Consider the following 23677-nt stretch of genomic DNA (forward strand, 5'->3'; position numbering starts at 1 on the left):
ACCGAGACCAGTCATGGCGAGTACGTTCCGCGGGCTCCTCGGCGAGAAGCTGGGGATGACCCAGGTGTTCGACGAGAACAACCGCATGGTGCCGGTCACCGTCGTCAAGGCGGGTCCGTGCGTGGTGACGCAGGTGCGCACCCCCGAGGTGGACGGCTACTCGGCCCTCCAGCTCGGCTTCGGCGAGATCGACCCCCGCAAGGTGAACAAGCCCGAGGGCGGGCACTTCGCCAAGGCGGGCGTCACGCCGCGGCGCCACCTGGTGGAGCTGCGCACGGAGGACGCCGCGCAGTACACGGTCGGCCAGGAGCTGACCGCCGAGGTGTTCGACGGCGTGGCCAAGGTCGACGTCATCGGCACCAGCAAGGGCAAGGGCACCGCCGGCGTCATGAAGCGTCACGGCTTCAAGGGCCTCGGCGCCGCGCACGGCACCCAGCGCAAGCACCGCTCGCCCGGCTCGATCGGTGGCGCGTCCACCCCGGGCCGTGTGTTCAAGGGCCTGCGCATGGCCGGCCGCATGGGCGCGGTCAAGACGACGACGCTCTCGCTCGTGGTCCACAAGGTCGACGCCGAGCGCGGCCTCATCCTGATCAAGGGCGCCGTCCCCGGCCCGAAGGGTGGGCTCCTGCTCGTCCGTTCGGCGGTCAAGGGCGGCCCCGTGGGGAGTGACAACCAGTGACCCAGTCGACCACGACCGAGGCCGCGCGCGCCGACCGCCAGGTCGACGTCCGCGCGCCGGGCGGGGAGACCGCCGGCAGCGTCACGCTGCCCGGCGCCCTGTTCGACACGACCGCCAACGTCTCGCTCATGCACCAGGTGGTCGTCGCGCAGCTGGCCGCCGCCCGCCAGGGCACGCACGCGACGAAGACGCGCGGTGCCGTCAGGGGTGGTGGCGTCAAGCCCTACCGCCAGAAGGGCACCGGCCGCGCCCGTCAGGGCTCGATCCGCGCCCCGCAGTTCACCGGTGGTGGAACCGTCCACGGGCCCCAGCCGCGCGACTACTCGCAGCGCACGCCCAAGAAGATGAAGGCCGCCGCCCTGCGCGGGGCGCTGTCCGACCGGGCCCGCGAGGGCCGCGTGCACGTGGTCACCACCTTCGTCGACGGGGACGCCCCGAAGACCAAGGCGGCGCTGGCCACGCTCGACGCGATCACCTCGGCCAAGCGGGTGCTCGTGGTCCTCGACCGCGACGACGTCCTCAACTGGGTAAGCCTGCGCAACGAGCAGCGGGTGCACCTGCTCGAGGCCGGTCAGCTCAACACCTACGACGTCCTGCTCAGCGACGAGGTGGTCTTCACCGAGGCCGCGCTCGCCGAGTTCGTCGCCGGTCCCCACGGCGGTGCCGTCTCGCTGCACAAGCCCGACCTGACCACCCCGGACATCCCGGGTGCGATCCCGTCGATGCAGCCGGCCGAGGGCACCACCGACCTCGACATCGCCACCGACACCACCGAGGACAAGGCATGAGCGTCCGCGACCCCCGGGACGTCCTGCTGTCCCCGGTCATCTCCGAGAAGAGCTACGGGCTGCTGGACGACAACCAGTACACGTTCGTGGTCCTCCCCGAGGCGAACAAGACGCAGATCAAGATCGCGGTCGAGCAGGTCTTCAACGTGAAGGTCCTGGCCGTGAACACCGCGAACCGCCAGGGCAAGCGCAAGCGCAGCCGCGGCACCCGCATGGGCAAGCGCAAGGACACCAAGCGCGCCATCGTCTCGGTGGCCCCCGGCGACCGCATCGAGATCTTCGGCGGCCCGGGCGCCTGAGCCGGCCGACGCCGACCCGCGCCCGAGACCACTGATCCGGACCAGAGAGAACAGACAGGGACTGCAGACCCATGGCCATCCGCAAGTACAAGCCGACGACGCCGGGCCGCCGCGGCTCCAGCGTCGCCGACTTCGCCGAGGTCACCCGCGACCATCCCGAGAAGTCGCTGGTCCGGCCGCTGCACGGTCGCGGCGGACGCAACGTGCACGGGAAGGTCACCGCCCGCCACCAGGGCGGCGGCCACAAGCGCGCCTACCGTCTCATCGACTTCCGTCGGGCGGACAAGGACGGCGTGCCGGCGAAGGTCGCGCACATCGAGTACGACCCGAACCGCACGTCGCGCATCGCGCTGCTGCACTTCGCCGACGGCGAGAAGCGGTACATCCTCGCGCCGGCGCGGCTCAAGCAGGGCGACACGGTGGAGTGCGGCCCCGCGGCCGACATCAAGCCCGGCAACAACCTGCCGCTGCGCAACATCCCGGTCGGCACGGTCGTGCACGCCATCGAGCTCCGTCCCGGTGGCGGCGCCAAGATCGCGCGCTCGGCGGGCACCAGCGTCCAGCTGGTCGCCCGTGAGGGCCGGTTCGCGCAGCTGCGCATGCCCTCGGGCGAGATCCGCAACGTCGACGTCCGCTGCCGCGCGACGGTCGGCGAGGTGGGCAACGCCGAGCAGTCCAACATCAACTGGGGCAAGGCCGGCCGCATGCGGTGGAAGGGCAAGCGCCCGACCGTCCGTGGCGTCGCCATGAACCCGGTCGACCACCCCCACGGTGGTGGTGAGGGCAAGACCTCCGGGGGTCGCCACCCGGTGAACCCGAAGGGCAAGCCGGAGGGCCGGACGCGCAAGCGCAAGGCCAGCGACGCCCTGATCGTGCGCCGTCGCCGCACCAACAAGAAGCGCTGAGCGGGTAGAGGAGTCCGACAGACATGCCACGCAGCCTGAAGAAGGGCCCGTTCGTCGACGACCACCTGCTCGCCAAGGTGGACGCACAGAACGACAAGGGCACCAAGACCGTCATCCGCACCTGGTCGCGGCGCTCGACGATCATCCCCGACATGCTCGGCCACACCATCGCCGTGCACGACGGGCGCAAGCACGTCCCGGTCTTCGTGACCGAGGCGATGGTCGGGCACAAGCTCGGCGAGTTCGCCCCCACCCGGACCTTCCGGGGCCACGTCAAGGACGACCGCCGGTCGCGGCGGGGCTGACCACGGTCCCGGGAGAGAGAGACACGAGATGACTTCCCAGCTGGGAGAGGAGACGCAGGTCGCCCGGGCCACCGCCCGGTTCGTCCGCGTCGCCCCCATGAAGGCACGCCGGGTGGTGGACCTCATCCGCTACCTGCCCACCGACGAGGCCCTGGCCCTGCTGCGGTTCGCCCCGCAGGCGGCCAGCGAGCCGGTGGCCAAGGTCGTCGCCAGCGCGGTGGCCAACGCCGAGCACAACCTGCGGCTCGACCCGGCTGCGCTGATCGTGAGCGCCGCCTACGTCGACGAGGGCCCGACGCTCAAGCGGATCCGTCCGCGTGCCCAGGGCCGGGCCTACCGCATCAACAAGCGGACCAGCCACATCACCGTCGAGGTGACCGAGGTCGGCACCAGCGCCGAGCTCGCCGGCAAGTCGCGCACCGCGCGCCGTCGCACCGGCCAGTCCGGCCCGGCTGCGCAGCAGCAGGGCACGCAGCAGCGCTCCAACACGAGGGGAGGGACCCGCTAGTGGGTCAGAAGGTCAACCCGCACGGGTTCCGCCTGGGCATCACCACCGACTACAAGTCCCGGTGGTACGCCGACAAGCTCTACAAGGACTACGTCAAGGAAGACGTGGCCATCCGCAAGCTCATGTCCAAGGGCATGGAGCGCGCCGGCATCTCGAAGGTGGAGATCGAGCGCACCCGTGACCGGGTCCGCGTCGACATCCACACCGCCCGGCCGGGCATCGTCATCGGCCGTCGCGGCGCGGAGGCCGACCGCATCCGCGGTGAGCTGGAGAAGCTGACCGGCAAGCAGGTGCAGCTGAACATCCTCGAGGTGAAGAACCCCGAGGCCGACGCCCAGCTCGTCGCACAGGCCGTGGCCGAGCAGCTGTCCAGCCGCGTCAGCTTCCGCCGCGCCATGCGCAAGGCCATGCAGTCGGCGCAGCGCAGCCCGCAGGTCAAGGGCATCCGGGTGCAGTGCTCCGGGCGCCTGGGTGGTACCGAGATGAGCCGGTCGGAGTTCTACCGCGAGGGTCGGGTGCCGCTGCACACCCTCCGGGCGAACATCGACTACGGCCTCTACGAGGCCCGCACCACCTTCGGCCGGATCGGCGTGAAGGTGTGGATCTACAAGGGCGACGTCAGCGGCTCGCGTGCCGAGCGGGAGGCCCTCGAGGCCCTCGCCGCCCGGCAGCAGCGCCGTGAGCGGCCGCAGCGCCCCCGCCGGTCGGGCTCCAGCGGCACGACCGCCGGCGGCACCGAGGCCGGCCGCGCCGCGGCCGAGTCCTCGACCGGCCCGGAGACCGCCGACAGCACCGTGGCGGTGACCTCCGGTGAGGGGGCGTCCGAGCAGACCGTCGCCCAGGCCGCCGGGCCCGAGGCGACCGCCGCGGCCGAGACGACCGCGGCCGAGACCACGACGGAGGGCTGACACGTGCTGATCCCACGGCGCGTCAAGCACCGCAAGCAGCACCACCCGAGCCGCTCCGGCCGGGCCAAGGGCGGCACCGAGATCAACTTCGGTGAGTACGCCATCCAGGCCCTGGAGCCGGCGTACGTGACCAACCGGCAGATCGAGTCCGCCCGTATCGCCATGACCCGCCACATCCGGCGTGGCGGCAAGGTGTGGATCTCGATCTACCCGGACCGTCCGCTGACCAAGAAGCCGGCCGAGACCCGCATGGGTTCCGGCAAGGGCTCGCCGGAGTGGTGGGTGGCCAACGTCAAGCCGGGCCGGGTGCTCTTCGAGCTCTCCGGTGTGGCCGAGCCGGTGGCCCGCGAGGCCATGCGCCGCGCCATCCACAAGCTGCCCATGAAGTGCCGCTTCATCACGCGTGAAGGAGAGGTGTGATGGCCGCCGGCCTGACCGCCCCGGAGCTGCGCGAGCTCTCGGCCGACGAGCTCGCCACACGGCTGCGTGAGTCCAAGGAAGAGCTGTTCAACCTGAGGTTCCAGGTGGCCACCGGCCAGCTGGACAACAACCGGCGGCTGCAGACCGTCCGCCGCGACATCGCCCGGATCTACACGATCATGCGCGAGCGCGAGCTGGGTCTCTCGGTCGCCCCGAACGAGGGTGTGGCATGAGCGAGCCCGAGAACACCGCTGTCGCCAGCGGCCCCGGCCTGGCCGGTCGTGGCTACCGCAAGGTCCGTGAGGGCCTGGTCGTCAGCGACAAGATGGACAAGACCATCGTCGTCGAGGTCGAGGACCGCGTGAAGCACGGCCTCTACGGCAAGGTCCTCCGTCGCACCAGCAAGCTCAAGGCCCACGACGAGCAGGGGGTCGCCGGCATCGGTGACCGCGTGCAGATCATGGAGACCCGGCCGCTGTCGGCCACCAAGCGGTGGCGGCTGGTCGAGGTCCTCGAGAAGGCCAAGTAGCACCGATCGGGGTCGTCCGGCCCCTGTGACCCATGCCCTCAGGGCGAGGTCGCGGGACCGGGTACCCTGGACGACTGGCGCCCCTCCGGGAGTGCGTCACATCCCGGTACCCGTGTCGGACGCACCGGCGGCATCAGCTGCCGGTGCGTCCGCACGTGGGTGCCGGACAGCCGGTTCACCGTTCCGGCCCGGCTGTCACCACTGAGATTGGGAGTAGGACGTGATCCAGCAGGAGTCGCGGCTCCGGGTCGCCGACAACACCGGTGCGAAGGAGATCCTCTGCATCCGGGTGCTCGGCGGCTCCGGGCGGCGCTACGCGGGCATCGGCGACGTCATCGTGGCGACCGTCAAGGACGCGCTGCCCGGTGCCGGCGTCAAGCGCGGCGACGTGGTCAAGGCCGTCGTGGTCCGCACGGCGAAGGAGCGGCGTCGTCCCGACGGCTCCTACATCCGCTTCGACGAGAACGCCGCGGTCATCATCCGCGACAGCGGCGACCCGCGCGGGACCCGCATCTTCGGTCCCGTCGGCCGGGAGCTGCGCGACAAGCGCTTCATGCGGATCATCTCGCTCGCACCGGAGGTGCTCTGACCATGGCCAACACCGGCAGGACGCCGTCCATGAAGGTCAAGAAGGGCGACACGGTCGTGGTGCTGTCCGGCAAGGACAAGGGCGCCAGGGGCCGCGTGATCGCCGCCTACCCCAAGCTGCAGAAGGTCCTCGTCGAGGGCGTCGGCCGCGTCAAGAAGCACACCCGCATCAGCTCGAACCAGCGGGGCGCACAGTCGGGCGGGATCGTCACCCAGGAGGCTCCCATCCACGTCAGCAACGTGATGGTGATCGACTCCGAGGGCAAGCCGACCCGGGTCGGCCACCGCAAGGACGAGGAAGGCCGCAACATCCGGGTGTCGCGGCGGACCGGTAAGGACCTCTGAGGACCATGACTGCACCCACCCGCGAGCTCCCGCGCCTGCTGTCGCACTACCGCGAGTCGATCGTGCCGGCCCTCCAGGAGGAGTTCGGCTACGAGAACGTCATGCAGATCCCGCGGCTGACCAAGATCGTGGTCAACATGGGCGTCGGCGAGGCCACCCGCGACGCCAAGCTGATGGACGGCGCGGTCCGCGACCTCACCGCCATCACCGGCCAGCGGCCGGCCGTCGTCCGGGCGCGCAAGTCCATCGCCCAGTTCAAGCTGCGCGAGGGCATGCCCATCGGCGCGAAGGTCACCCTCCGCGGTGACCGCATGTGGGAGTTCCTCGACCGGCTCCTGGCGCTGGCGCTGCCCCGCATCCGCGACTTCCGCGGCCTCAACGCCCGGCAGTTCGACGGCCACGGCAACTACACCTTCGGGCTGACCGAGCAGTCGATGTTCCGCGAGATCGACGTCGACAAGATCGACCGTCCCCGCGGCATGGACATCACCCTCGTCACCACCGCCACGACCGACGAGGAGGGTCGCGAGCTGCTCCGCCTGCTCGGTTTCCCCTTCGCCGGCCTCACCGTCGTGACCACGACCCGCTGAGCCGGGGCAGGAGAGACAGATGGCCAAGAAGGCTCTGATCAACAAGGCGGCCCGCAAGCCCAAGTTCGCGGTCCGCGGGTACACCCGCTGCCAGCGCTGCGGTCGTCCGCACTCGGTCTTCCGCAAGTTCGGCCTGTGCCGGATCTGCCTGCGGGAGATGGCGCACGCCGGCGAGCTGCCGGGCGTGAGCAAGTCCAGCTGGTGAAGGACCCCGCTGCCCCCGCGCCTCGCACGCTCGGCACGGGACCCTGCAGCGGGGCCGCTTGACCGCCCGCCCCGCGACTGACCGCCGGGACGGGACCTGAGCACCACCGGTCGCCGAGAGGCCCACGCGAGGGACGCGTGCGGAACCGCGGCGAGAGAGGCACGACACCCATGACGATGACCGATCCGATCGCGGACATGCTCACGCGTCTGCGCAACGCGAACACGGCCTACCACGACCAGGCGGCGATGCCGTCGTCGAAGCTGAAGACGCACATCGCCGAGATCCTCCAGCAGGAGGGCTACATCGCCGGCTGGCGCGTCGCCGAGGTCGAGAAGGACGGCACCACCCGCAAGGAGCTGGTGATCGACCTGAAGTACGGCCCCAACCGCGAGCGCAGCATCGCCGGGGTGCGCCGGGTGTCCAAGCCGGGGCTGCGGGTCTACGCGAAGTCCACCGCCCTGCCCAAGGTGCTCGGCGGCCTCGGGGTGGCGATCATCTCCACCTCGACCGGGCTGCTGACCGACCGGCAGGCGAACAAGAAGGGCGTGGGCGGGGAAGTCCTCGCCTACGTCTGGTAAGAGGAGCGAGCGAGATGTCACGGATCGGACGACTGCCGATTCCCGTGCCGAGCGGCGTGGATGTGTCCGTCGACGGCCAGACGGTGAGCGTGAAGGGCCCCAAGGGCGAGCTGGCGCACACCGTCGCCACGCCGATCACGGTCGCCCGCGGCGAGGACGGCGTCCTCTCGGTGCAGCGCCCCGACGACGAGCGGGAGAGCCGGGCCCTGCACGGCCTGTCCCGCACCCTGATCGCCAACATGATCACCGGCGTGACCGAGGGCTACACCAAGACACTCGAGATCGTGGGTGTCGGGTACCGCGTCCAGGCGCGCGGGTCGGACCTCGAGTTCGCCCTCGGCTACAGCCACCCGGTGCCCGTGCGGGCGCCGGAGGGCATCACGTTCACCGTCGAGTCGCCCACGCGCCTGCGTGTCACCGGCATCGACAAGCAGCAGGTCGGCCAGGTGGCCGCCAACATCCGCGGGCTGCGCCGGCCGGACCCCTACAAGGGCAAGGGCGTCCGGTACCAGGGCGAGGTCGTGAAGCGCAAGGTCGGGAAGACGGGTAAGTGATGGCACAGACCAGTTCACAGAGCGGGGCGAAGGTGGCCCGGGCGCACACGCCCGTCGGCACCGACATCAGCACCGCGCGCCGCGTCTCGCGGCTGCGCCGCCACAACCGGCTCCGCAAGCGGGTGGCCGGCACGGCGGAGCGCCCGCGCCTGGTGGTCAACCGCAGCTCGCGGCACATCCACGTGCAGGTCGTCGACGACACCGTCGGCCGTACGCTGGTCAGTGCCTCGACGCTGGACGCCAGCCTGCGCAGCGTCGAGGGCGACAAGTCCGCCCTGGCCCGCCGGGTGGGCAGCCTGGTCGCCGAGCGCGCCGCGGCCGCGGGCATCACCAAGGTCGTGTTCGACCGTGGTGGCAACCGCTACCAGGGCCGCATCGCCGCACTCGCCGACGGTGCACGAGAGGGCGGGCTGGACTTCTGATGAGCAGCCTGACTCACGACTCGGCCGGTCACCCGGCCGACCAGCAGATCGAGAGGGACGTCTGATGCCAGGACCACAGCGACGCGGCGGCGGCGCCGGCGGCGGTAACGACCGCCGCGACCGTCGTGACGGCGGGCGGGGGCCCGGCGGCGCGCCTGCCGAGAAGAGCAACTTCATCGAGCGCGTGGTGGCCATCAACCGCGTGTCGAAGGTCGTCAAGGGCGGTCGGCGCTTCAGCTTCACCGCCCTGGTGATCGTCGGCGACGGTGACGGCACCGTGGGCGTCGGCTACGGCAAGGCCAAGGAGGTGCCCGCGGCGATCGCCAAGGGCGTCGAGGAGGCCAAGAAGCACTTCTACAAGGTGCCGCGCATCGCCAGCACCATCCCGCACCCCGTGCAGGGTGAGGCCGCTGCCGGTGTCGTGCTGCTCAAGCCGGCCAGCCCCGGTACCGGTGTCATCGCCGGTGGCCCGGTGCGCGCCGTGCTGGAGTGCGCGGGCATCCACGACGTGCTGTCCAAGAGCCTCGGCTCGTCGAACCCCATCAACATCGTGCACGCCACCATGCAGGCGCTGAAGGACCTCGTCCGCCCCGAGGAGATCGCCGCCCGTCGCGGGCTGCCCCTCGAGGACGTCGCCCCGGCCGCCATGCTGCGGGCGCGTGCGGGTCAGGGGGTCTGACGTGGCGCAGCTGAAGGTGACCCAGGTCCGGTCGGCGATCGGCACGAAGCCCAACCAGCGGCAGACGCTGCGGTCCCTGGGCCTCAAGCGGATCAACGACACGGTCGTGCAGGAGGACCGTCCCGAGATCCGCGGGATGGTCGCCACGGTGACCCACCTCGTCGCCGTCGAAGAGGTCCGGGTCACAGGCGAGGAGGGGCTCTGACATGACTCTCAAGGTCCACCACCTGCGTCCGGCCCCGGGCGCCCACACCCCCAAGACGCGCGTCGGCCGGGGTGAGGGCTCCAAGGGCAAGACCGCCGGTCGCGGCACCAAGGGCAGCGGGGCGCGCGGCAACACCTCCCCGCGCTTCGAGGGCGGCCAGACGCCGCTGCACATGCGGCTGCCCAAGATGTCCGGCTTCAAGAACAACAACAAGGTCGTGTTCCAGGTCGTGAACCTCGACCGGATCGCGGCGCTCTTCCCCCAGGGCGGGCACGTCGACCCCGACTCCCTCGCCGCAGCGGGCGCCGTCCGCCGCGGTCAGCCGGTCAAGGTCCTCGGCACCGGGGACCTCGGCGGCGTCCAGGTCCACGTCCACGCGCACGCCTTCTCGGGCTCGGCGGCCGAGAAGGTCGTCGCGGCCGGGGGCAGCACCACCCGCATCTGAGCGACGACGACCCCCGGGGTGCACCAGCACCCCGGGGGTCGTCTGCTGCCCGGTCCGCCGCTCCGAGGGCGGGCCGGATGCGGCCCCCTGCCCGGCCCCGCCGCGAGCTCGCGAGTGGTGGGGGGCAGGGGTCCTTCGTCGTTGCTAACCTCATCCGACCGAGCAGGGGAGGGCACGTGCTGCAGGCGTTCGCCGCGGCGTTCCGGACGCCAGACCTCCGGCGCAAGTTGCTATTCTCCCTGGCGATCATCGCCGTCTACCGGCTGGGTGCCGCGATCCCCGGTCCCGGTGTCTCGGTCGAGGCCATCAACAGCTGCCTCGAGCAGGCGCAGGCCTCCGACCAGCGGGACGTCTACTCGCTGGTGAACCTGTTCTCCGGCGGCGCGCTGCTGCGGCTGTCGGTGTTCGCGCTCGGGATCATGCCCTACATCACCGCCAGCATCATCGTGCAGCTGCTGGTCGTGGTCATCCCGCGCTTCGAGCAGCTGAAGAAGGAAGGCCAGTCGGGTCAGGCCAAGCTGACCCAGTACACGCGCTACCTGACGATCGCCCTGGCGATCCTGCAGAGCACCGGCATCATCGCGCTGGCCCGCAGCGGCCAGCTCTTCCCCGGCTGCCAGCAGGACATCATCCCGTCGGACAGCATCTGGTCGACGATCGTCCTGGTCATCACCCTGACCGCCGGCACCGCCGTCATCATGTGGCTGGGCGAGCTACTGACCGAGAAGGGCATCGGCAACGGCATGTCCGTGCTGATCTTCACCTCGATCGCGGCGCGCATCCCGGCCGAGGGCGGTTCGATCCTGCAGACCCGCGGCGGCGTGGTCTTCGCCGTCGTCTGCGCCTTCGCCCTGCTGATCATCGGTGCGGTGGTCTACGTCGAACAGGCCCAGCGGCGCATACCGGTGCAGTACGCCAAGCGCATGGTCGGCCGCCGGATGTACGGCGGGACGTCGACCTACCTGCCGCTGAAGGTGAACCAGGCCGGTGTCATCCCGGTCATCTTCGCCTCGTCCCTGCTCTACCTGCCGCAGCTGATCACCCAGCTGCAGGGCGACGAGACCGGCCCGGTGCGCCAGTTCTTCGAGAACTACGTCATCGACCAGAGCAGCCCGGTGCACGTCGCGCTGTACTTCGGCCTGATCGTGTTCTTCACGTACTTCTACGTGTCGATCACCTTCAACCCGGAGGAGCGGGCCGACGACATGAAGCGCTACGGCGGCTTCATCCCCGGCATCCGCCCCGGCCGGCCGACGGCGGAGTACCTGCAGTACGTGCTGTCCCGGATCACCCTGCCGGGGTCGATCTACCTCGGGATCGTGGCGGTGCTGCCCAACTTCTTCCTGTCGATCACGCAGCAGGGAGCCAACCAGAACTTCCCGTTCGGCGGGACCGCAGTGCTCATCATGGTGGGAGTGGGCTTGGAGACCGTGAAGCAGATCGAGACGCAGCTCAACCAGCGCAACTACGAAGGGTTCCTGAAGTAGTGCGCGTCGTGCTGCTCGGCCCCCCGGGGGCGGGCAAGGGGACCCAGGCCCAGATCATCGCCGGCCGGCTCGGGGTGCCGGCCATCTCGACCGGCGACATCTTCCGTGCCAACGTGAGCGGGCAGACCGAGCTGGGCCGGCAGGCGAAGGCCTACATGGACGCCGGCGACCTGGTGCCCGACGAGATCACCGTCGCCATGGTCAAGGACCGCCTGGCCGAGCCCGACGCCAAGGCCGGGTTCCTGCTCGACGGCTTCCCGCGCACCATCGCCCAGGCCGAGCAGCTGCGCGCCTCCCTGGACGAGCTGGGGCAGCACCTCGACTGCGTGCTCGAGCTCGTCGTCGACGAGGACGAGCTGGTGCGCCGGCTGTCCGGGCGCCGCATGCTCGTCGACGGCGAGTGGGTGCAGCGCGACGACGACAAGCCCGAGACGGTCCGGCACCGTCTCGAGGTGTACCGGGCACAGACCGCCCCTCTCTCGGGGTTCTACGACGCCGAGGGACTGCTCGCGCAGTTCGACGCGATCGGGACCATCGAGGAGGTCACCGCCCGCGCGATGACCGCCCTGGGGCAGCCCGGGCAGTCGGACGACAGCTGAGGGGGACGGCACCGCCGATGTCGGCCGGGATCCTCACCCGCCTCCCGCTGCTGGCGAAGTGGAGTGGACGCATGATCCAGATCAAGACGCCGCACGAGATCGAGCTGATGCGCGGAGCCGGTCTCGTCGTCGCGCAGGCCATCTCGGCCGTGCGCGCCGCCGTGCGACCGGGGGTGACCACCGGTGAGCTCGACGCCATCGCGGAGGACACCATCCGCTCCGCGGGGGCGATCCCGTCGTTCTTGGGCTACCACGGCTTCACCGGGAGCATCTGCGCGTCGATCAACGACGAGATCGTCCACGGCATCCCCGACCCGCAGCGGGCGCTCGCCGAGGGCGACAACATCTCGATCGACTGCGGCGCGATCCTCGAGGGCTGGCACGGCGACTCCGCGGTCACCGTGACCGTCGGGCCGCCGTCGGCCGCGGACGCCGCCCTGATGGCGGTCACCGAGCGGTCGATGTGGGCCGGTCTGGCCCGTGCCGTCGCCGGTGGCCGGCTGACCGACATCAGTGCCGCGGTCGAGTCGGTCGTCACCGCCGAGACGCACCCCTACGGCATCGTGGACCACTACGGCGGCCACGGCATCGGCACCGAGATGCACCAGGACCCGCACGTCCTCAACTACGGGCGGCCCGGTCGTGGGCCGCGGCTGGTCCCCGGCCTGGTCCTGGCCATCGAGCCGATGGTGACCGTGGGCGACCCGGCCACCGTCGAGCTCGAGGACGGCTGGACCGTGGTCACCAAGGACGGTTCCCGGGCCGCCCACTTCGAGCACACCGTCGCCATCACGCCCGAGGGACCGTGGGTCCTCACGGCCGAGGACGGCGGCGCCGCCGGGCTGGCGCCCTTCGGGATCACCCCCCGCACCTGAGCAAGGACCCCTGCCCCCCACCGCTCGCAGGCTCGCGGCGGGCCCCCTGCAGGGGGTCCACCGTCCTCCCCACCCACCCCTCGCGGGCTCGGGGTGGGACCCGGGACGGGGCGCCCGCGGCGAGCGCGCGGGTGGTGGGACAGAGGGTCCTGCATGTGACCGAGGCCGGGTTGGAGAGCCCCGTCGCCGCGGGGTACAGTGAACGACGGCGTTCGCGCCGTCCTGTCGTCGTGCTGTGGCCGCTCGGCGCAGGACGCCCTCGCGGGAGCGTCTGCACCACCTGTTCTGCATCCACCGCGCACGACCTCGCCGGGCTCCGGCATGGTCGCACGCGACTCAGCACCACACCGTGAGCACCACCGAGTCAGGGAGGCCGTGTCGGGCATGGCGAAGAAGGACGGGGCCATCGAGGTCGAGGGTCGCGTCGTCGAGCCGCTGCCCAATGCGATGTTCCGGGTCGAGCTGCAGAACGGACACCGGGTGCTCGCCCACATCAGCGGCAAGATGCGACAGCACTACATCCGCATCCTGCCGGAGGACCGCGTCGTCGTGGAGCTCTCGCCCTACGACCTGACCCGCGGTCGCATCGTCTACCGCTACAAGTGACCGCCGCCCACGCGGGGCACCTCCGGGTGCCGTGCGGGCGGCCATCGATCGACAGGAATGAGGGGCGGCACCGGTGAAGGTCCAGCCGTCGGTGAAGAAGATCTGCGACAAGTGCAAGGTGATCCGCCGGCACGGCCGGGTCATGGTCATCTGCGACAACGCCCGCCACAAGCAGCGGCAGGGCTGAGGGAGTACCTGGACATGGCACGACTGGCCGGCGTCGACCTCCCCCGCGACAAGCGGATGGAGATCGCGCTCACCTACATCTACGGCATCGGCAAGACCCACGCCAAGGAGACCCTGGCCGCGACGGGCGTCAGCCCCGACCTGCGTGTCCGGGACCTCGGCGACGAGGACCTGCTGAGGCTGCGCGACTACATCGACGAGCACTTCCGCGTCGAGGGTGACCTGCGCCGCGAGGTGGCCGCCGACATCCGCCGCAAGGTGGAGATCGGCTGCTACCAGGGGCTGCGTCACCGCCGCGGGCTGCCCGTCCACGGTCAGCGCACCCGCACCAACGCGCGCTCGAGCAAGGGCCCGCGCAAGACCATCGCCGGCAAGAAGAAGGCCGGCAAGAAGTAAGGCCGTGCGCGCGCCGTCGCGGCGACCCGTGAGGGCGGGAGCGACGAGCGCGCGACGAGCCGTACCTGGCCACTGATCGTCCAGAAGGAAACCGGAGAGACATGCCTCCCAGGGCTCGCACCGCGGCTGGTGCCAAGAAGGTCCGCCGCAAGGAGAAGAAGAACGTCGCCCACGGCGCCGCGCACATCAAGAGCACGTTCAACAACACGATCGTGTCGATCACCGACCCCACCGGCAACGTGATCAGCTGGGCGTCCGCCGGCCACGTCGGCTTCAAGGGCTCCCGCAAGTCGACGCCCTTCGCCGCTCAGATGGCCGCGGAGAACGCCGCGCGCAAGGCGCAGGAGCACGGCATGCGCAAGGTCGACGTCTTCGTCAAGGGCCCCGGCTCCGGCCGTGAGACCGCGATCCGCTCGCTGCAGGCCACCGGCCTCGAGGTCGGGCAGATCCAGGACGTGACCCCGCAGCCGCACAACGGCTGCCGCCCCAAGAAGCGCCGCCGGGTCTGACCGGCCACAGACGAGACTGACGAGGAGTACCTGACGTGGCCCGTTACGCCGGAGCCGACTGCCGCATGTGCCGGCGCGAGAAGATGAAGCTGTTCCTCAAGGGCAGCAAGTGCGAGTCCCCGAAGTGCCCGATCGAGATCCGGCCCTACCCGCCGGGCGAGCACGGCCGGGGCCGCAGCAAGGACAGCGAGTACCTCCTGCAGCTGCGCGAGAAGCAGAAGGCCCGCCGCATCTACGGCGTCCTCGAGAAGCAGTTCCGCGGCTACTACGAAGAGGCCAACCGCAAGACGGGCAAGACCGGTGAGGTCCTGCTCCAGATCCTCGAGTCGCGACTGGACAACGTCGTGTACCGGGCCGGCTGGGGCGAGAGCCGCGACATGGCCCGCCAGCTGGTCAAGCACGGCCACATCCGGGTCAACGGCCGCAAGGTCGACATCCCGTCCTACCGCGTGAGCGCCAACGACATCGTCGAGGTCGCCGAGAAGTCGCGCCGCATGGTGCCCTTCGAGATCGCCCAGGCCCGCGCCGGCGAGCGTCCCGTGCCGCCGTGGCTGGAGGTCATCGGCGGCCAGCTGCGCGCCGTCGTGCACAGCGTCCCGGCCCGCCAGGTGATCGACACCCCGGTCCAGGAGCAGCTGATCGTCGAGCTCTACTCCAAGTAGCAGCTCGCCGCCTGGTGCAGGGACCCCGGTCCCTGCACCAGGCCGGCTCCGGCGGGCGGACGGATGTCCGCCGGGGCCCGCACCACCCCCCTCACGGCGTCATATGGCGGTCGCCGGAGGAATCTGAGGAGAACCCCACCATGCTCATCGCACAGCGCCCCACGCTGACCGAGGAGACCATCTCCGAGCAGCGCTCGCGGTTCGTCATCGAGCCGCTGGAGCCCGGATTCGGCTACACCCTCGGCAACTCGCTGCGCCGGACGCTCCTGTCCTCGATCCCCGGTGCTGCTGTGACCAGCATCCGGATCGAGGGGACCCTGCACGAGTTCACCACCGTGCCCGGGGTCAAGGAGGACGTCACCGAGATCATCCTGAACCTCAAGGGTCTCGTGGTCAGCTCCGACTCCGACGAGCCGGTGACCATGTACCTGCGCAAGCAGGGCCCCGGTGAGGTCACCGCCGCCGACATCGCGCCCCCGGCCGGCGTCGAGGTGCACAACCCCGACCTGCACATCGCCACCCTCAACGGCAAGGGCCGCCTCGAGGTCGAGCTGGTCGTCGAGCGGGGCCGCGGTTACGTGCCGGCGCCGCAGAACAAGCAGCCCGGCCAGGAGATCGGCCGCATCCCGGTCGACTCGATCTACTCGCCGGTCCTCAAGGTCACCTACGGCGTCGAGGCCACCCGCGTCGAGCAGCGCACCGACTTCGACCGCCTCGTCGTCGACGTCGAGACCAAGCCGTCGATCGCCCCGCGTGACGCCATCGCCAGCGCCGGGTCGACCCTGGTCGAGCTGTTCGGCCTGCTGCGCGAGCTCAACGTGGACGCCGAGGGCATCGAGGTCGGCCCCAGCCCGGCCGAGGCCGCCGACATCGCGAACTTCTCGATGCCGATCGAGGACATGGACCTCACCGTCCGGTCCTACAACTGCCTCAAGCGCGAGGGCGTGCACACCGTCGGCGAGCTGGTCACCCGCTCGGAGGCCGACCTGCTCGACATCCGCAACTTCGGGGCCAAGTCGATCGACGAGGTCAAGATGAAGCTGGCGGCCATGGGCCTGGCGCTCAAGGACAGCCCGCCCGGGTTCATCCCGACCTCGGTCGAGAGCTACGACGAGGGCTACGAGACCGACGCCTACCACGGCACCGCCGAGTACGGCACCGAGTACGGCCAGGTCCAGTACGACGACGGCTCCTTCCAGGAGACCGAGCAGCTCTAGCAGGACCCCGCTGCCCCCCACCGCTCGCAGGCTCGCGGTGGGACCCTGCAGCGGGGCCGCACCGGGCGGCGGGGCGACCCGCCGCCCGGTCCGTCTGCGGAGCCGCGCACACTGGCCCCGCCCGCCACACCGATCAGCGACGACGCACCACCTGGATGCAGCCGGCACCCGCCCGCCCGGCCGCGTGAGGAAGGACCGACATGCCCACCCCCACCAAGGGCCCCCGTCTCGGCGGTTCCCCGTCGCACGAGCGGCTGATGCTGGCCAACCTGGCCACGTCGCTGTTCGAGCACGGGCGGATCACCACCACCGAGACCAAGGCGAAGCGGCTGCGCCCGTACGCCGAGAAGCTGGTCACCTTCGCCAAGCGGGGCGACCTGCACGCCCGGCGCCAGGTGATGACGGTCATCCGCGACAAGGACGTCGTCCACCACCTGTTCGCCGAGATCGGTCCGCGCTACGAGAACCGTCCGGGCGGTTACACCCGCATCACCAAGGTGGGCCCCCGCAAGGGCGACAACGCCCCCATGGCGGTCATCGAGCTGGTCGAGGGCGCCACCGTGGCCCAGGAGGCCGTCGGCGAGGCCGAGCGCGCCCGGGGCACCCGCTTCGCCGCCGGCGCCGGTGCCGCCTCCGCCGCCGGTGAGGTCACCGCCGACGCCGTCGAGGCCGCCGACGCCCCCGCCGCGGACGCCGCTCCCGTCGCCGTCGACGAGGACGCCGACGAGGCCACCGCCGCGGATGCCGTGGCCGCCGACGAGGCCGCCGCCGACGAGGCCGTGGCCGCCGACGAGCCCGCCGCCGACGAGCCCGTTGCCGACGAGGTCGTGGCCGCTGACGCCGAGTCCCCGGGCGACGCCGAGTCCCCGGGCGACGCCGCGGACACCGGCGGCGCCCGGTGACCGACCGCCGGCCGGGCGAGGGCGGCAACGCCGGCGCCGTCGGGGTCCCCGCCAGCGGCGGTGACCAGGGGGCGACCTTCGAGGGCGAGACCACCGGACCCGGCGGGGACACCTCCCCGGCCGTGACCGACGGCAGCGTCACCGACGAGGCCCAGCAGGTCGTCACCGACGTCTTCACCCCCGACGGCGACCGTCTCGACGACGGCGACGTCACCCCACAGCCGCGCGCGGAGAACACCGCCGTGGTCGACGACCCGTCGCTGTCGCCGGACGTCGCCGCCGCCGCGGCCGCCGAGATCGAGGCCGCCGAGATGGGGGACGCCGCGAGCGCGGGCACCCACGCCCCCGGTGGCGACTCCGCACCCGACCCCCGGTGAGCGGTCGCTGACCACCACCGCGCACGACGACGAGCCCGCTCCCGGCCCCGGGGGCGGGCTCGTCCGTCTCCGGCTGCAGGTCGCCTACGACGGGACGGCGCTGTCCGGCTGGGCCCGCCAGCCCGGTCGGCGCACCGTGCAGGGCGAGCTGGAGGAGGCGCTCGCGCGGGTGCTGCGCTGCCCGGTCGAGCTGACCGTCGCCGGGCGCACGGATGCCGGCGTGCACGCCACCGGGCAGGTCGCGCACGCCGACGTCCCCCGCGAGGTCTGGGAGGAGCAGCGGGGGCGGCTGGTGCGCCGGCTGCGCGGAGTCCTGCCCCCCGACGTCGCCGTCCCGGCCGTCGACGAGGCGCCGCCGGACTTCGACGCCCGCTTCGCCGCGCTGGCCCGGCACTACGTCTACCGGCTCTCCGACGCCGACGGTGGGCCGCCGCCGCTGCGCCGGGCCGACACCGTCGGCTGGCCGCGCCGCCTGGACGCCGCGGCGATGGACCGGGCGGCGGGCCTGTTGCTCGGCGAGCACGACTTCGCCGCGTTCTGCCGCCGCCGCGAGGGGGCGACCACGATCCGGACTCTGCTCGGGCTGGCCGTGGCCCGAGCGGGTGACCTGGTGACCGTATCGGCATCGGCCGACGCCTTCTGCCACTCGATGGTCCGCAGCCTCGTCGGCGCGCTGCTGGCGGTGGGGGAGGGCCGCCGGCCACCCGAGTGGCCGGCCGGCCTGCTGACCCGCCGGGAGCGGGTGAACGAGGTCGGCGTCGCTCCCGCGGGCGGGCTCACGCTGGTGCGGGTCGACTACCCGGCCGACGCCGACCTCGCCGCCCGCGCCCGGGTCACCCGCGCCCGGCGGGCCTGAACGCGGCTCAGGGCAGCGCGGCGACCGCCTCGTCGATCGGGGTGTCCCCGCTGACCAGCTCCACGACCTCGTCGGTCTTGCCGGCGTCGAGCAGGGCGAGCAGGACCGCGGCGACGTCGTCCCGGGGGACCTCGCCGTACTCGACGCCGTGCGCCAGGGTCACCCGGCCGGTGCCCGGCTCGTCGGTCAACCGCCCGGGCCGGACGATGACCGTGTCCAGACCCGGTCGCGGGAGGATCCTGTCCTCCGCGGCCAGCTTGGCCTGCAGGTAGACGGCGAACACCGGGTCCATGCCCTTCGGCGTGCCCTGGCGGGCCTGCTCGACGCCCATCGAGGACACCAGCAGGTACGGGCGGACACCGGCGCGCTCCGCGGCGTCGGCGAGCAGCACCGCGGCGCCGCGGTCGACCGTGTGCTTGCGCGCCGCCCCGCTGTCCGGCCCGGCCCCGGCGGAGAAGACGACCGCGTCGGAGCCGCGGACGGCGTCGGCCACCTCGTCGACGGACGCGGACTCCAGGTCGAGCACCACGGGCGTCACGCCGTCGGCCTCGAGGTCGGCGGCGTGGTCGGGGTTGCGGACGATGCCGAGGACGGCGTCACCGCGTCCGGCCAGCAGGCGGCCGAGGCGGCGGGCGATCTGTCCGTGGGCACCGGCGATGGCGACGCGCATGGCCGCTGCCTACCCGCGGGCCGGTGCGGTCACCCCCGGTGGGGCTCCTCCGCGGCGGCGGCCCGGGCGCGGGCGAGGTCGGCCGGGGTGTCGCAGTCGGTCCACGGTGCGGGCCGCCCCGGCTCGCGGTCGGGGCGGTACCGGGTCACCGACAGGGGCGCGACCAGCCGGCGGACCGAGGTGGGGCCGCCGGCGCCGCCGAGCGCCGTCCGCAGGGCCGCGGTGCGCCAGACCCCGAGCAGCAGCTGGTCGCGGCCGGTGTCGTCGACGACGAGCACGCCGTCGCCGGTCAGCCGCTCGCGCAGCTCGCGGACCAGCTGTGCCGGGACGAACGGCAGGTCACCGGCGAGGACGGCGACCACGTCGGTGTCGACGGCGGCCAGCCCGGCCCGCAGCGCGGCTACCGGTCCGCCTCCCGGCGGCTGCTCGCGGACGACGAGGACGCCGTCGGGCACCGGCTGGGGCGGGCCCACGACGACCCGGGGCGACGCGTCGGCGACCGCGGTCAGCGCCGCGGCGAGCATCGTGCGGCCACCCACCTCGAGCTGCGGCTTCGCCCGACCGCCGAGCCGGGCCGCGCGGCCACCGGCGAGCACCACCGCCGCGTAGGGCGGGAGCGGGTCCGGCGGCCGGGTCACAGGAGGACCGTAGGGGCCGGACGTGGGTACCGTCGCTGATCGTGGGACGAGTCACCAGCCGCACCCCGGTCCTCCGCATCCGGGGTCCCGTGCGCACCACCCGGCCGGACACGGTGGCCGCCGAGGAGCCCCTGGAGATCCGCCTGGCCGGCACGCCGCTGGCGGTCACCATGCGCACCCCGGGCGCGGACTTCGACCTCGTGCACGGCTTCCTGGCCACCGAGGGCGTCATCGCGGGCGTCGAGGACGTCGCCGGGCTGCGGTACTGCAACTCCGTCGACGCCGAGGGACGCAACACCTACAACGTCGTCGACGTCGACCTGGCGCCCGGCGTGCAGCCGCCCGACACCGCGCTGGACCGCAACTTCCTGACCTCCAGCTCGTGCGGGGTGTGCGGCAAGGCCAGCATCGACGCGATCCGCACGCGCACGCGGCACGACGTCGCCGCCGACGCCACCCGGCTGGAGCTCGCGACGCTGCTGGCGATGCCGGACCGGCTGCGCGCCGCCCAGGAGGTGTTCGACCGCACCGGCGGGCTGCACGCCGCGGGCCTGTTCACCGCCGACGGCGAGCTGGTGGTGCTCCGCGAGGACGTCGGCCGGCACAACGCCGTGGACAAGGTGATCGGCGACGCGGTGCGCGAGGGACGGGTCCCGCTGACCGGGCACGTGCTCATGGTGAGCGGCCGGGCGAGCTTCGAGCTGACCCAGAAGGCCGCGATGGCCGGCATCCCCGTGCTGGCCGCGGTGTCGGCGCCGTCCTCGCTGGCCGTGGAGCTGGCCGCCGACGTCGGCATCACCCTGGTCGGCTTCCTCCGTGGCGACGGCTGCAACGTCTACACGCGTCAGGAGCGCATCGTCCTGCCGGACTGAGCGTCCGGCCCCACTGCAGGGTCCCGCCGCGAGCCTGCGAGTGAGGGGGGCAGCGGGGTCCTTCCTCAGGAGTGGTCGCCCCCGCGGAGCTGGCTCACCACGTGCGGCAGCAGCGGGCCGAGGACGGCGAGCCCGTCCGCCACGCCGCCGGTGGAGCCGGGCAGGTTGACGATCAGCGTGCGCCCGGCGGTCCCGGCCAGGCCCCGGGAGAGCACCGACGTCGGCACCGTCGACTCCCCGTACCGCCGGACGGCCTCGGCCAGCCCGGGCGCCTCGCGTTCCACCACCGCGCGGGTCGCCTCGGGCGTGACGTCGGTGGGGGACAGGCCGGTGCCGCCGGTGGTGAGGACGACGTCGGCGCCGGAGGCCACGGCGTCCCGCAGGACGGCGACCAGCGCCTCGACGTCGTCCGGGCGCACGTGCGGCCCCTCGACCTCGAAGCCGAGCGACCGGAGCCCCTCGGCGAGCGCCTGCCCGCTGCGGTCCTCGTAGACCCCGGCCGAGGCGCGGTTGGACGCGGTGACGACGACGGCCCGTGCGCCGGGCGGGAGCTCGCTCATCTCCGCCACTCGCCGCTCTTGCCGCCGGACTTCGCCAGCAGCCGGACGTCGGTGATCGACGCCCGGGGGTCGACGGCCTTGACCATGTCGATGACCGTCAGGCCGGCGACGGCGACCGAGGTCAGCGCCTCCATCTCCACGCCCGTGCGGTCGGCGGTGCGCGCGGTCGCGGTGATCTCGACGGCGTCGTCGGCCACGGTCACGTCCACGGTCACGCCGTGCAGCGCGATCGGGTGGCACAGCGGCACGAGGTCCGGCGTCCGCTTGGCCCCGGCGATCCCCGCGATCCGGGCGACGGCGACGGCGTCCCCCTTGGGCACCCCCTGCCCGCGCAGCAGGGCGACCACCTCGGGGCTGACCAGCACCCGCCCGGCGGCCGTGGCCTCGCGGGCGGTGACGGGCTTGGCGGAGACGTCGACCATCCGGGCGGCGCCGGCCTCGTCGACGTGGGTGAGCCGGGGCTCGCTCACTGGAGCGCTCCTTCGATCAGGACGACGTCCACCCGGGCGCCCGCGGGCAGCTCGGTGACGTCCTCGGGTACGACGACCAGGCAGTTGGCGCGCGCCAGGTGGGCGACCAGGTGCGAGCCGGGGCCGCCGACCTGGGACACCTGCCCGGCGTCGTAGCGGCCGCGCAGGAACTGGCGCCGGCCGGCGGGGGAGCGCAGCGGCGCGGTCAGGGCGGCCGGCGCGCGCAGCCGGTCGGGCGCGGCGTGGCCGAGGGCCCGCCGCAGCGCCGGCCGGACGAAGACCTCGAAGGACACGAACGAGCTCACCGGGTTGCCGGGGAGGGTGACCACCGGGACGCCGTCCACGGTGCCGGCTCCCTGGGGGCCGCCGGGCTGCATGGCCACCTTGCCGAACTCGACGGTGCCGAGCGTGCGGAAGGCGTCCTTGACGACCTCGTAGGCGCCGGCGCTGACGCCGCCGCTGGTCACCAGCAGGTCGGCCTCGGCCAGCTCGGCGCGCACGGTGGTGAGGAACTGGTCGACGTCGTCGGGCACGAAGTGCAGCCGCCGGGCGGTGCCGCCGGCGTCCTCGACGGCGGCGCACAGCAGCAGCGAGTTGGACTCGTACACCTGACCGGGCAGCAGCGGCTCGCCGGGCTCGACCAGCTCGCTGCCGGTGGAGAGCACCAGCACCCGCGGACGCCGGCGGACGGGAAGGGTCCGCGCCCCGACGGCGGCGGCCAGCCCGAGCTGCGCGGCGCCCAGCGGGGTGCCGGCCTGCAGGGCGACCGCGCCGGCGGTGATGTCCTCCCCGGCGTGGCGCAGGTGGGTGCCGGCGGCGGGAGCACCGCGGATCTCGACCACGTCGGTGGCGGCGTCGGTGAGCTCCACCGGGACGATCACGTCGGTGCCCGGCGGCAGCAGCGCCCCGGTCATGATCCGCTGGACCGTGCCCGGCGCCAGCGGGACGACGTCGGTGCGCCCGGCGGGGACGTCGTCGGCGACCGGCAGCCGCACGGGGCGCTCACCCGCGGAGCCGACCTCGGCCCAGCGGGCGGCGTAGCCGTCCATCGCCGAGTTGTCGAAGCCCGGCAGCGGCACGCTCGCCGGCACGTCCCGCGCCAGGACGCGGCCGTGCGCCGCGGCCAGCGGCACCTCCTCCTCGCCGAGCGGCGCGAGCAGGGCGGCCACGACCGCCTGGTGTTCCTCGACCGTGCGCACCCGGCCATCCTGGCCGATGGCCCGGTGGGCGGCTCCCGGGGCAGGTGGTTGGCTAGCCGTGCCCGACACGGACCCGGAGGAGAGCGCATGCCCGAGTACGAGCGGATGCTGGCCGCCAACGAGGAGTGGGCCCGCGACTTCCGCGGCGAGCTGCCCGTGGCGCCGGCACGGAAGGTCGCCGTCGTCGCCTGCATGGACTCGCGGATGCCGCTGTTCCCGCTGCTGGGCCTGGCCGTCGGCGACGCGCACGTCATCCGCAACGCCGGCGGCGTCGTCACCGACGACACCATCCGGTCGCTGACCATCTCCCAGCACCTGCTCGGCACCCGCGAGATCGTGCTGGTCCACCACACCGACTGCGGGCTGCAGAAGACCGACGACGCCGCCTTCGCCGACCTCGTCGAGCAGGCCACCGGCGTCCGCCCGCCGTGGCCGGCGCGGGCCTTCACCGACGCCGACGACGACGTCCGCGAGTCGATCCGGCTGCTGCAGGAGAGCCCGTTCCTGCTCTCCAAGGAGATCTGCGGGACCGTCTACGACGTCACCACCGGCCGACTGCACCGGGTGGAGCCGGCGCCGGGAGCGTGACAGCGGACCTCGTCGACGGCTGAGCGGCCGGCCGGCCCGTGGTGACCGGCTGG

39 protein-coding genes are annotated in these 23677 nt (G+C 72.6%); 34 read left to right on the forward strand and 5 right to left on the reverse strand.

Translation table 11 applies throughout. The features are described 5' to 3' along the window. Positions 1–13 precede the first annotated feature (13 nt). The 32 genes from rplC (at position 14) to truA (ending at position 18627) form a co-directional block, all read left to right on the forward strand. Positions 14–679 carry a 50S ribosomal protein L3 gene (rplC, locus tag ABQ292_RS02220; protein WP_369202785.1) on the forward strand — a complete coding sequence of 222 codons (666 nt, stop codon included), beginning with the start codon at positions 14–16 and terminating at the stop codon, positions 677–679. Continuing rightward, on the forward strand, positions 676–1467 hold the full coding sequence (gene rplD, locus ABQ292_RS02225) for a 50S ribosomal protein L4 (RefSeq protein WP_369202787.1): 792 nt from the start codon (positions 676–678) through the stop codon (positions 1465–1467). Before rplC ends, rplD begins: the two co-directional genes overlap by 4 nt. Further along, complete coding sequence (gene rplW, locus ABQ292_RS02230; protein ID WP_204691743.1) at positions 1464–1766, forward strand: 50S ribosomal protein L23; 303 nt, start codon at positions 1464–1466, stop codon at positions 1764–1766. The genes rplD and rplW overlap by 4 nt, the downstream gene beginning before the upstream one ends. Before the next feature lie 71 nt (positions 1767–1837). After that, positions 1838–2671 carry a 50S ribosomal protein L2 gene (rplB, locus tag ABQ292_RS02235; RefSeq protein WP_204691742.1) on the forward strand — a complete coding sequence of 278 codons (834 nt, stop codon included), beginning with the start codon at positions 1838–1840 and terminating at the stop codon, positions 2669–2671. A 23-nt stretch (positions 2672–2694) separates the two neighbouring features. Beyond that, positions 2695–2976, forward strand: coding sequence for a 30S ribosomal protein S19 (rpsS, locus tag ABQ292_RS02240; RefSeq protein ID WP_091362959.1), 282 nt, complete (start codon positions 2695–2697; stop codon positions 2974–2976). A gap of 28 nt (positions 2977–3004) precedes the next feature. Then, a complete protein-coding gene (gene rplV, locus ABQ292_RS02245) occupies positions 3005–3484 on the forward strand; it encodes a 50S ribosomal protein L22 (RefSeq protein WP_438940559.1) in 480 nt (159 codons plus the stop codon). Continuing rightward, positions 3484–4392: a 30S ribosomal protein S3 gene (gene rpsC / locus ABQ292_RS02250; protein WP_369202790.1), complete on the forward strand. Its 909-nt coding sequence runs from the start codon at positions 3484–3486 to the stop codon at positions 4390–4392. Before rplV ends, rpsC begins: the two co-directional genes overlap by 1 nt. Positions 4393–4395: 3 nt before the next feature. Next, positions 4396–4812, forward strand: coding sequence for a 50S ribosomal protein L16 (gene rplP, locus ABQ292_RS02255; protein WP_014377986.1), 417 nt, complete (start codon positions 4396–4398; stop codon positions 4810–4812). Further along, a complete protein-coding gene (rpmC, locus tag ABQ292_RS02260) occupies positions 4812–5045 on the forward strand; it encodes a 50S ribosomal protein L29 (protein ID WP_040338545.1) in 234 nt (77 codons plus the stop codon). The genes rplP and rpmC overlap by 1 nt, the downstream gene beginning before the upstream one ends. Beyond that, entirely contained in the window at positions 5042–5341 is a 300-nt protein-coding gene (rpsQ, locus tag ABQ292_RS02265) for a 30S ribosomal protein S17 (RefSeq protein WP_369202793.1), read from the forward strand. The genes rpmC and rpsQ overlap by 4 nt, the downstream gene beginning before the upstream one ends. 220 nt (positions 5342–5561) lie before the next feature. Further along, entirely contained in the window at positions 5562–5930 is a 369-nt protein-coding gene (rplN, locus tag ABQ292_RS02270) for a 50S ribosomal protein L14 (RefSeq protein ID WP_072919076.1), read from the forward strand. Between the two features lie 2 nt (positions 5931–5932). After that, positions 5933–6274, forward strand: a complete 342-nt coding sequence (gene rplX / locus ABQ292_RS02275; protein ID WP_438940560.1) for a 50S ribosomal protein L24 — start codon at positions 5933–5935, stop codon at positions 6272–6274. 5 nt (positions 6275–6279) lie between these two features. Next, positions 6280–6864, forward strand: a complete 585-nt coding sequence (gene rplE / locus ABQ292_RS02280; protein ID WP_369202795.1) for a 50S ribosomal protein L5 — start codon at positions 6280–6282, stop codon at positions 6862–6864. Positions 6865–6883: 19 nt separating this feature from the next. Further along, positions 6884–7069: a type Z 30S ribosomal protein S14 gene (locus tag ABQ292_RS02285; protein ID WP_012950469.1), complete on the forward strand. Its 186-nt coding sequence runs from the start codon at positions 6884–6886 to the stop codon at positions 7067–7069. A 176-nt stretch (positions 7070–7245) separates the two neighbouring features. Continuing rightward, positions 7246–7650: a 30S ribosomal protein S8 gene (gene rpsH / locus ABQ292_RS02290; RefSeq protein ID WP_438940561.1), complete on the forward strand. Its 405-nt coding sequence runs from the start codon at positions 7246–7248 to the stop codon at positions 7648–7650. A 14-nt stretch (positions 7651–7664) separates the two neighbouring features. After that, positions 7665–8204 (forward strand): 50S ribosomal protein L6, encoded by a 540-nt coding sequence (gene rplF, locus ABQ292_RS02295; protein ID WP_369202800.1) that lies wholly within the window; start codon positions 7665–7667, stop codon positions 8202–8204. Next, a complete protein-coding gene (gene rplR, locus ABQ292_RS02300; protein ID WP_369202952.1) occupies positions 8204–8626 on the forward strand; it encodes a 50S ribosomal protein L18 in 423 nt (140 codons plus the stop codon). Before rplF ends, rplR begins: the two co-directional genes overlap by 1 nt. Before the next feature lie 64 nt (positions 8627–8690). Further along, complete coding sequence (gene rpsE, locus ABQ292_RS02305; protein ID WP_072919083.1) at positions 8691–9305, forward strand: 30S ribosomal protein S5; 615 nt, start codon at positions 8691–8693, stop codon at positions 9303–9305. A gap of 1 nt (position 9306) precedes the next feature. After that, the gene (gene rpmD, locus ABQ292_RS02310) at positions 9307–9510 is read left to right on the forward strand and encodes a 50S ribosomal protein L30 (RefSeq protein WP_369202802.1); all 204 of its coding nucleotides are present in this window, start codon (positions 9307–9309) and stop codon (positions 9508–9510) included. Position 9511: 1 nt separating this feature from the next. Beyond that, entirely contained in the window at positions 9512–9955 is a 444-nt protein-coding gene (gene rplO, locus ABQ292_RS02315) for a 50S ribosomal protein L15 (RefSeq protein ID WP_369202804.1), read from the forward strand. Positions 9956–10131: 176 nt separating this feature from the next. Further along, positions 10132–11442 (forward strand): preprotein translocase subunit SecY, encoded by a 1311-nt coding sequence (gene secY, locus ABQ292_RS02320; RefSeq protein ID WP_369202806.1) that lies wholly within the window; start codon positions 10132–10134, stop codon positions 11440–11442. Beyond that, positions 11442–12041: an adenylate kinase gene (locus tag ABQ292_RS02325; protein ID WP_369202808.1), complete on the forward strand. Its 600-nt coding sequence runs from the start codon at positions 11442–11444 to the stop codon at positions 12039–12041. The genes secY and ABQ292_RS02325 overlap by 1 nt, the downstream gene beginning before the upstream one ends. A gap of 71 nt (positions 12042–12112) precedes the next feature. Then, complete coding sequence (map, locus tag ABQ292_RS02330; RefSeq protein ID WP_369202810.1) at positions 12113–12916, forward strand: type I methionyl aminopeptidase; 804 nt, start codon at positions 12113–12115, stop codon at positions 12914–12916. A gap of 384 nt (positions 12917–13300) precedes the next feature. Next, positions 13301–13522, forward strand: a complete 222-nt coding sequence (gene infA / locus ABQ292_RS02335; protein WP_012950459.1) for a translation initiation factor IF-1 — start codon at positions 13301–13303, stop codon at positions 13520–13522. 73 nt (positions 13523–13595) lie between these two features. Beyond that, complete coding sequence (gene rpmJ, locus ABQ292_RS02340) at positions 13596–13709, forward strand: 50S ribosomal protein L36 (RefSeq protein ID WP_012950458.1); 114 nt, start codon at positions 13596–13598, stop codon at positions 13707–13709. A gap of 14 nt (positions 13710–13723) precedes the next feature. After that, positions 13724–14104 (forward strand): 30S ribosomal protein S13, encoded by a 381-nt coding sequence (gene rpsM / locus ABQ292_RS02345; RefSeq protein WP_012950457.1) that lies wholly within the window; start codon positions 13724–13726, stop codon positions 14102–14104. 101 nt (positions 14105–14205) lie between these two features. Beyond that, positions 14206–14613: a 30S ribosomal protein S11 gene (gene rpsK, locus ABQ292_RS02350; RefSeq protein WP_091380976.1), complete on the forward strand. Its 408-nt coding sequence runs from the start codon at positions 14206–14208 to the stop codon at positions 14611–14613. A 35-nt stretch (positions 14614–14648) separates the two neighbouring features. After that, the gene (rpsD, locus tag ABQ292_RS02355) at positions 14649–15275 is read left to right on the forward strand and encodes a 30S ribosomal protein S4 (RefSeq protein ID WP_369202814.1); all 627 of its coding nucleotides are present in this window, start codon (positions 14649–14651) and stop codon (positions 15273–15275) included. 140 nt (positions 15276–15415) lie between these two features. Then, positions 15416–16492: a DNA-directed RNA polymerase subunit alpha gene (locus tag ABQ292_RS02360; protein ID WP_369202816.1), complete on the forward strand. Its 1077-nt coding sequence runs from the start codon at positions 15416–15418 to the stop codon at positions 16490–16492. Positions 16493–16692: 200 nt separating this feature from the next. Beyond that, positions 16693–17394: a 50S ribosomal protein L17 gene (rplQ, locus tag ABQ292_RS02365; protein WP_369202818.1), complete on the forward strand. Its 702-nt coding sequence runs from the start codon at positions 16693–16695 to the stop codon at positions 17392–17394. After that, positions 17391–17771: a hypothetical protein gene (locus tag ABQ292_RS02370; RefSeq protein ID WP_369202820.1), complete on the forward strand. Its 381-nt coding sequence runs from the start codon at positions 17391–17393 to the stop codon at positions 17769–17771. Before rplQ ends, ABQ292_RS02370 begins: the two co-directional genes overlap by 4 nt. Then, complete coding sequence (truA, locus tag ABQ292_RS02375; protein WP_369202822.1) at positions 17743–18627, forward strand: tRNA pseudouridine(38-40) synthase TruA; 885 nt, start codon at positions 17743–17745, stop codon at positions 18625–18627. Before ABQ292_RS02370 ends, truA begins: the two co-directional genes overlap by 29 nt. Before the next feature lie 7 nt (positions 18628–18634). On the opposite strand, the gene ABQ292_RS02380 is transcribed toward truA, so the two are convergent. Together ABQ292_RS02380 and mobA are read right to left on the reverse strand one after the other, a co-directional pair. Then, a complete protein-coding gene (locus ABQ292_RS02380) occupies positions 18635–19297 on the reverse strand; it encodes an NAD(P)H-binding protein (RefSeq protein ID WP_369202824.1) in 663 nt (220 codons plus the stop codon). A 29-nt stretch (positions 19298–19326) separates the two neighbouring features. After that, on the reverse strand, positions 19327–19935 hold the full coding sequence (gene mobA / locus ABQ292_RS02385) for a molybdenum cofactor guanylyltransferase (protein WP_369202826.1): 609 nt from the start codon (positions 19933–19935) through the stop codon (positions 19327–19329). A 41-nt stretch (positions 19936–19976) separates the two neighbouring features. On the opposite strand from mobA, the gene fdhD reads away from it, so the two are divergent. Beyond that, positions 19977–20807: a formate dehydrogenase accessory sulfurtransferase FdhD gene (fdhD, locus tag ABQ292_RS02390; protein ID WP_369202828.1), complete on the forward strand. Its 831-nt coding sequence runs from the start codon at positions 19977–19979 to the stop codon at positions 20805–20807. A gap of 65 nt (positions 20808–20872) precedes the next feature. On the opposite strand, the gene ABQ292_RS02395 is transcribed toward fdhD, so the two are convergent. Genes ABQ292_RS02395 through moeA form a run of 3 tightly spaced genes read right to left on the reverse strand, consistent with a single transcriptional unit; the run spans position 20873 to position 23036 of the window. Beyond that, positions 20873–21367 (reverse strand): MogA/MoaB family molybdenum cofactor biosynthesis protein, encoded by a 495-nt coding sequence (locus tag ABQ292_RS02395; RefSeq protein WP_369202830.1) that lies wholly within the window; start codon positions 21365–21367, stop codon positions 20873–20875. Continuing rightward, entirely contained in the window at positions 21364–21837 is a 474-nt protein-coding gene (gene moaC / locus ABQ292_RS02400) for a cyclic pyranopterin monophosphate synthase MoaC (RefSeq protein ID WP_369202832.1), read from the reverse strand. The genes ABQ292_RS02395 and moaC overlap by 4 nt, the downstream gene beginning before the upstream one ends. After that, on the reverse strand, positions 21834–23036 hold the full coding sequence (moeA, locus tag ABQ292_RS02405; RefSeq protein ID WP_369202834.1) for a molybdopterin molybdotransferase MoeA: 1203 nt from the start codon (positions 23034–23036) through the stop codon (positions 21834–21836). Before moeA ends, moaC begins: the two co-directional genes overlap by 4 nt. Before the next feature lie 87 nt (positions 23037–23123). Here moeA and ABQ292_RS02410 point away from each other — a divergent pair, with 87 nt between their 5' ends. Next, on the forward strand, positions 23124–23624 hold the full coding sequence (locus ABQ292_RS02410; protein ID WP_369202836.1) for a beta-class carbonic anhydrase: 501 nt from the start codon (positions 23124–23126) through the stop codon (positions 23622–23624). Positions 23625–23677 lie beyond the last annotated feature (53 nt).

It is taken from the genome of Geodermatophilus maliterrae (assembly GCF_041018925.1).
Classification (GTDB): Bacteria; Actinomycetota; Actinomycetes; order Mycobacteriales; family Geodermatophilaceae; genus Geodermatophilus; species Geodermatophilus maliterrae.

Coding starts and splice junctions, on each gene's coding strand:
- rplC (WP_369202785.1), top strand. CDS start 14: ATGGCGAGTACGTTCCGCGGGCTCCTCGGCGAGAAGCTGGGGATGACC.
- rplW (WP_204691743.1), top strand. CDS start 1,464: ATGAGCGTCCGCGACCCCCGGGACGTCCTGCTGTCCCCGGTCATCTCC.
- rplB (WP_204691742.1), top strand. CDS start 1,838: ATGGCCATCCGCAAGTACAAGCCGACGACGCCGGGCCGCCGCGGCTCC.
- rpsS (WP_091362959.1), top strand. CDS start 2,695: ATGCCACGCAGCCTGAAGAAGGGCCCGTTCGTCGACGACCACCTGCTC.
- rplV (WP_438940559.1), top strand. CDS start 3,005: ATGACTTCCCAGCTGGGAGAGGAGACGCAGGTCGCCCGGGCCACCGCC.
- rpmC (WP_040338545.1), top strand. CDS start 4,812: ATGGCCGCCGGCCTGACCGCCCCGGAGCTGCGCGAGCTCTCGGCCGAC.
- rpsQ (WP_369202793.1), top strand. CDS start 5,042: ATGAGCGAGCCCGAGAACACCGCTGTCGCCAGCGGCCCCGGCCTGGCC.
- rplX (WP_438940560.1), top strand. CDS start 5,933: ATGGCCAACACCGGCAGGACGCCGTCCATGAAGGTCAAGAAGGGCGAC.
- rplE (WP_369202795.1), top strand. CDS start 6,280: ATGACTGCACCCACCCGCGAGCTCCCGCGCCTGCTGTCGCACTACCGC.
- ABQ292_RS02285 (WP_012950469.1), top strand. CDS start 6,884: ATGGCCAAGAAGGCTCTGATCAACAAGGCGGCCCGCAAGCCCAAGTTC.
- rpsH (WP_438940561.1), top strand. CDS start 7,246: ATGACCGATCCGATCGCGGACATGCTCACGCGTCTGCGCAACGCGAAC.
- rplF (WP_369202800.1), top strand. CDS start 7,665: ATGTCACGGATCGGACGACTGCCGATTCCCGTGCCGAGCGGCGTGGAT.
- rplR (WP_369202952.1), top strand. CDS start 8,204: ATGGCACAGACCAGTTCACAGAGCGGGGCGAAGGTGGCCCGGGCGCAC.
- rpsE (WP_072919083.1), top strand. CDS start 8,691: ATGCCAGGACCACAGCGACGCGGCGGCGGCGCCGGCGGCGGTAACGAC.
- rplO (WP_369202804.1), top strand. CDS start 9,512: ATGACTCTCAAGGTCCACCACCTGCGTCCGGCCCCGGGCGCCCACACC.
- map (WP_369202810.1), top strand. CDS start 12,113: ATGATCCAGATCAAGACGCCGCACGAGATCGAGCTGATGCGCGGAGCC.
- infA (WP_012950459.1), top strand. CDS start 13,301: ATGGCGAAGAAGGACGGGGCCATCGAGGTCGAGGGTCGCGTCGTCGAG.
- rpsM (WP_012950457.1), top strand. CDS start 13,724: ATGGCACGACTGGCCGGCGTCGACCTCCCCCGCGACAAGCGGATGGAG.
- rpsK (WP_091380976.1), top strand. CDS start 14,206: ATGCCTCCCAGGGCTCGCACCGCGGCTGGTGCCAAGAAGGTCCGCCGC.
- ABQ292_RS02360 (WP_369202816.1), top strand. CDS start 15,416: ATGCTCATCGCACAGCGCCCCACGCTGACCGAGGAGACCATCTCCGAG.
- rplQ (WP_369202818.1), top strand. CDS start 16,693: ATGCCCACCCCCACCAAGGGCCCCCGTCTCGGCGGTTCCCCGTCGCAC.
- ABQ292_RS02380 (WP_369202824.1), bottom strand. CDS start 19,297: ATGCGCGTCGCCATCGCCGGTGCCCACGGACAGATCGCCCGCCGCCTC.
- ABQ292_RS02395 (WP_369202830.1), bottom strand. CDS start 21,367: ATGAGCGAGCTCCCGCCCGGCGCACGGGCCGTCGTCGTCACCGCGTCC.
- ABQ292_RS02410 (WP_369202836.1), top strand. CDS start 23,124: ATGCCCGAGTACGAGCGGATGCTGGCCGCCAACGAGGAGTGGGCCCGC.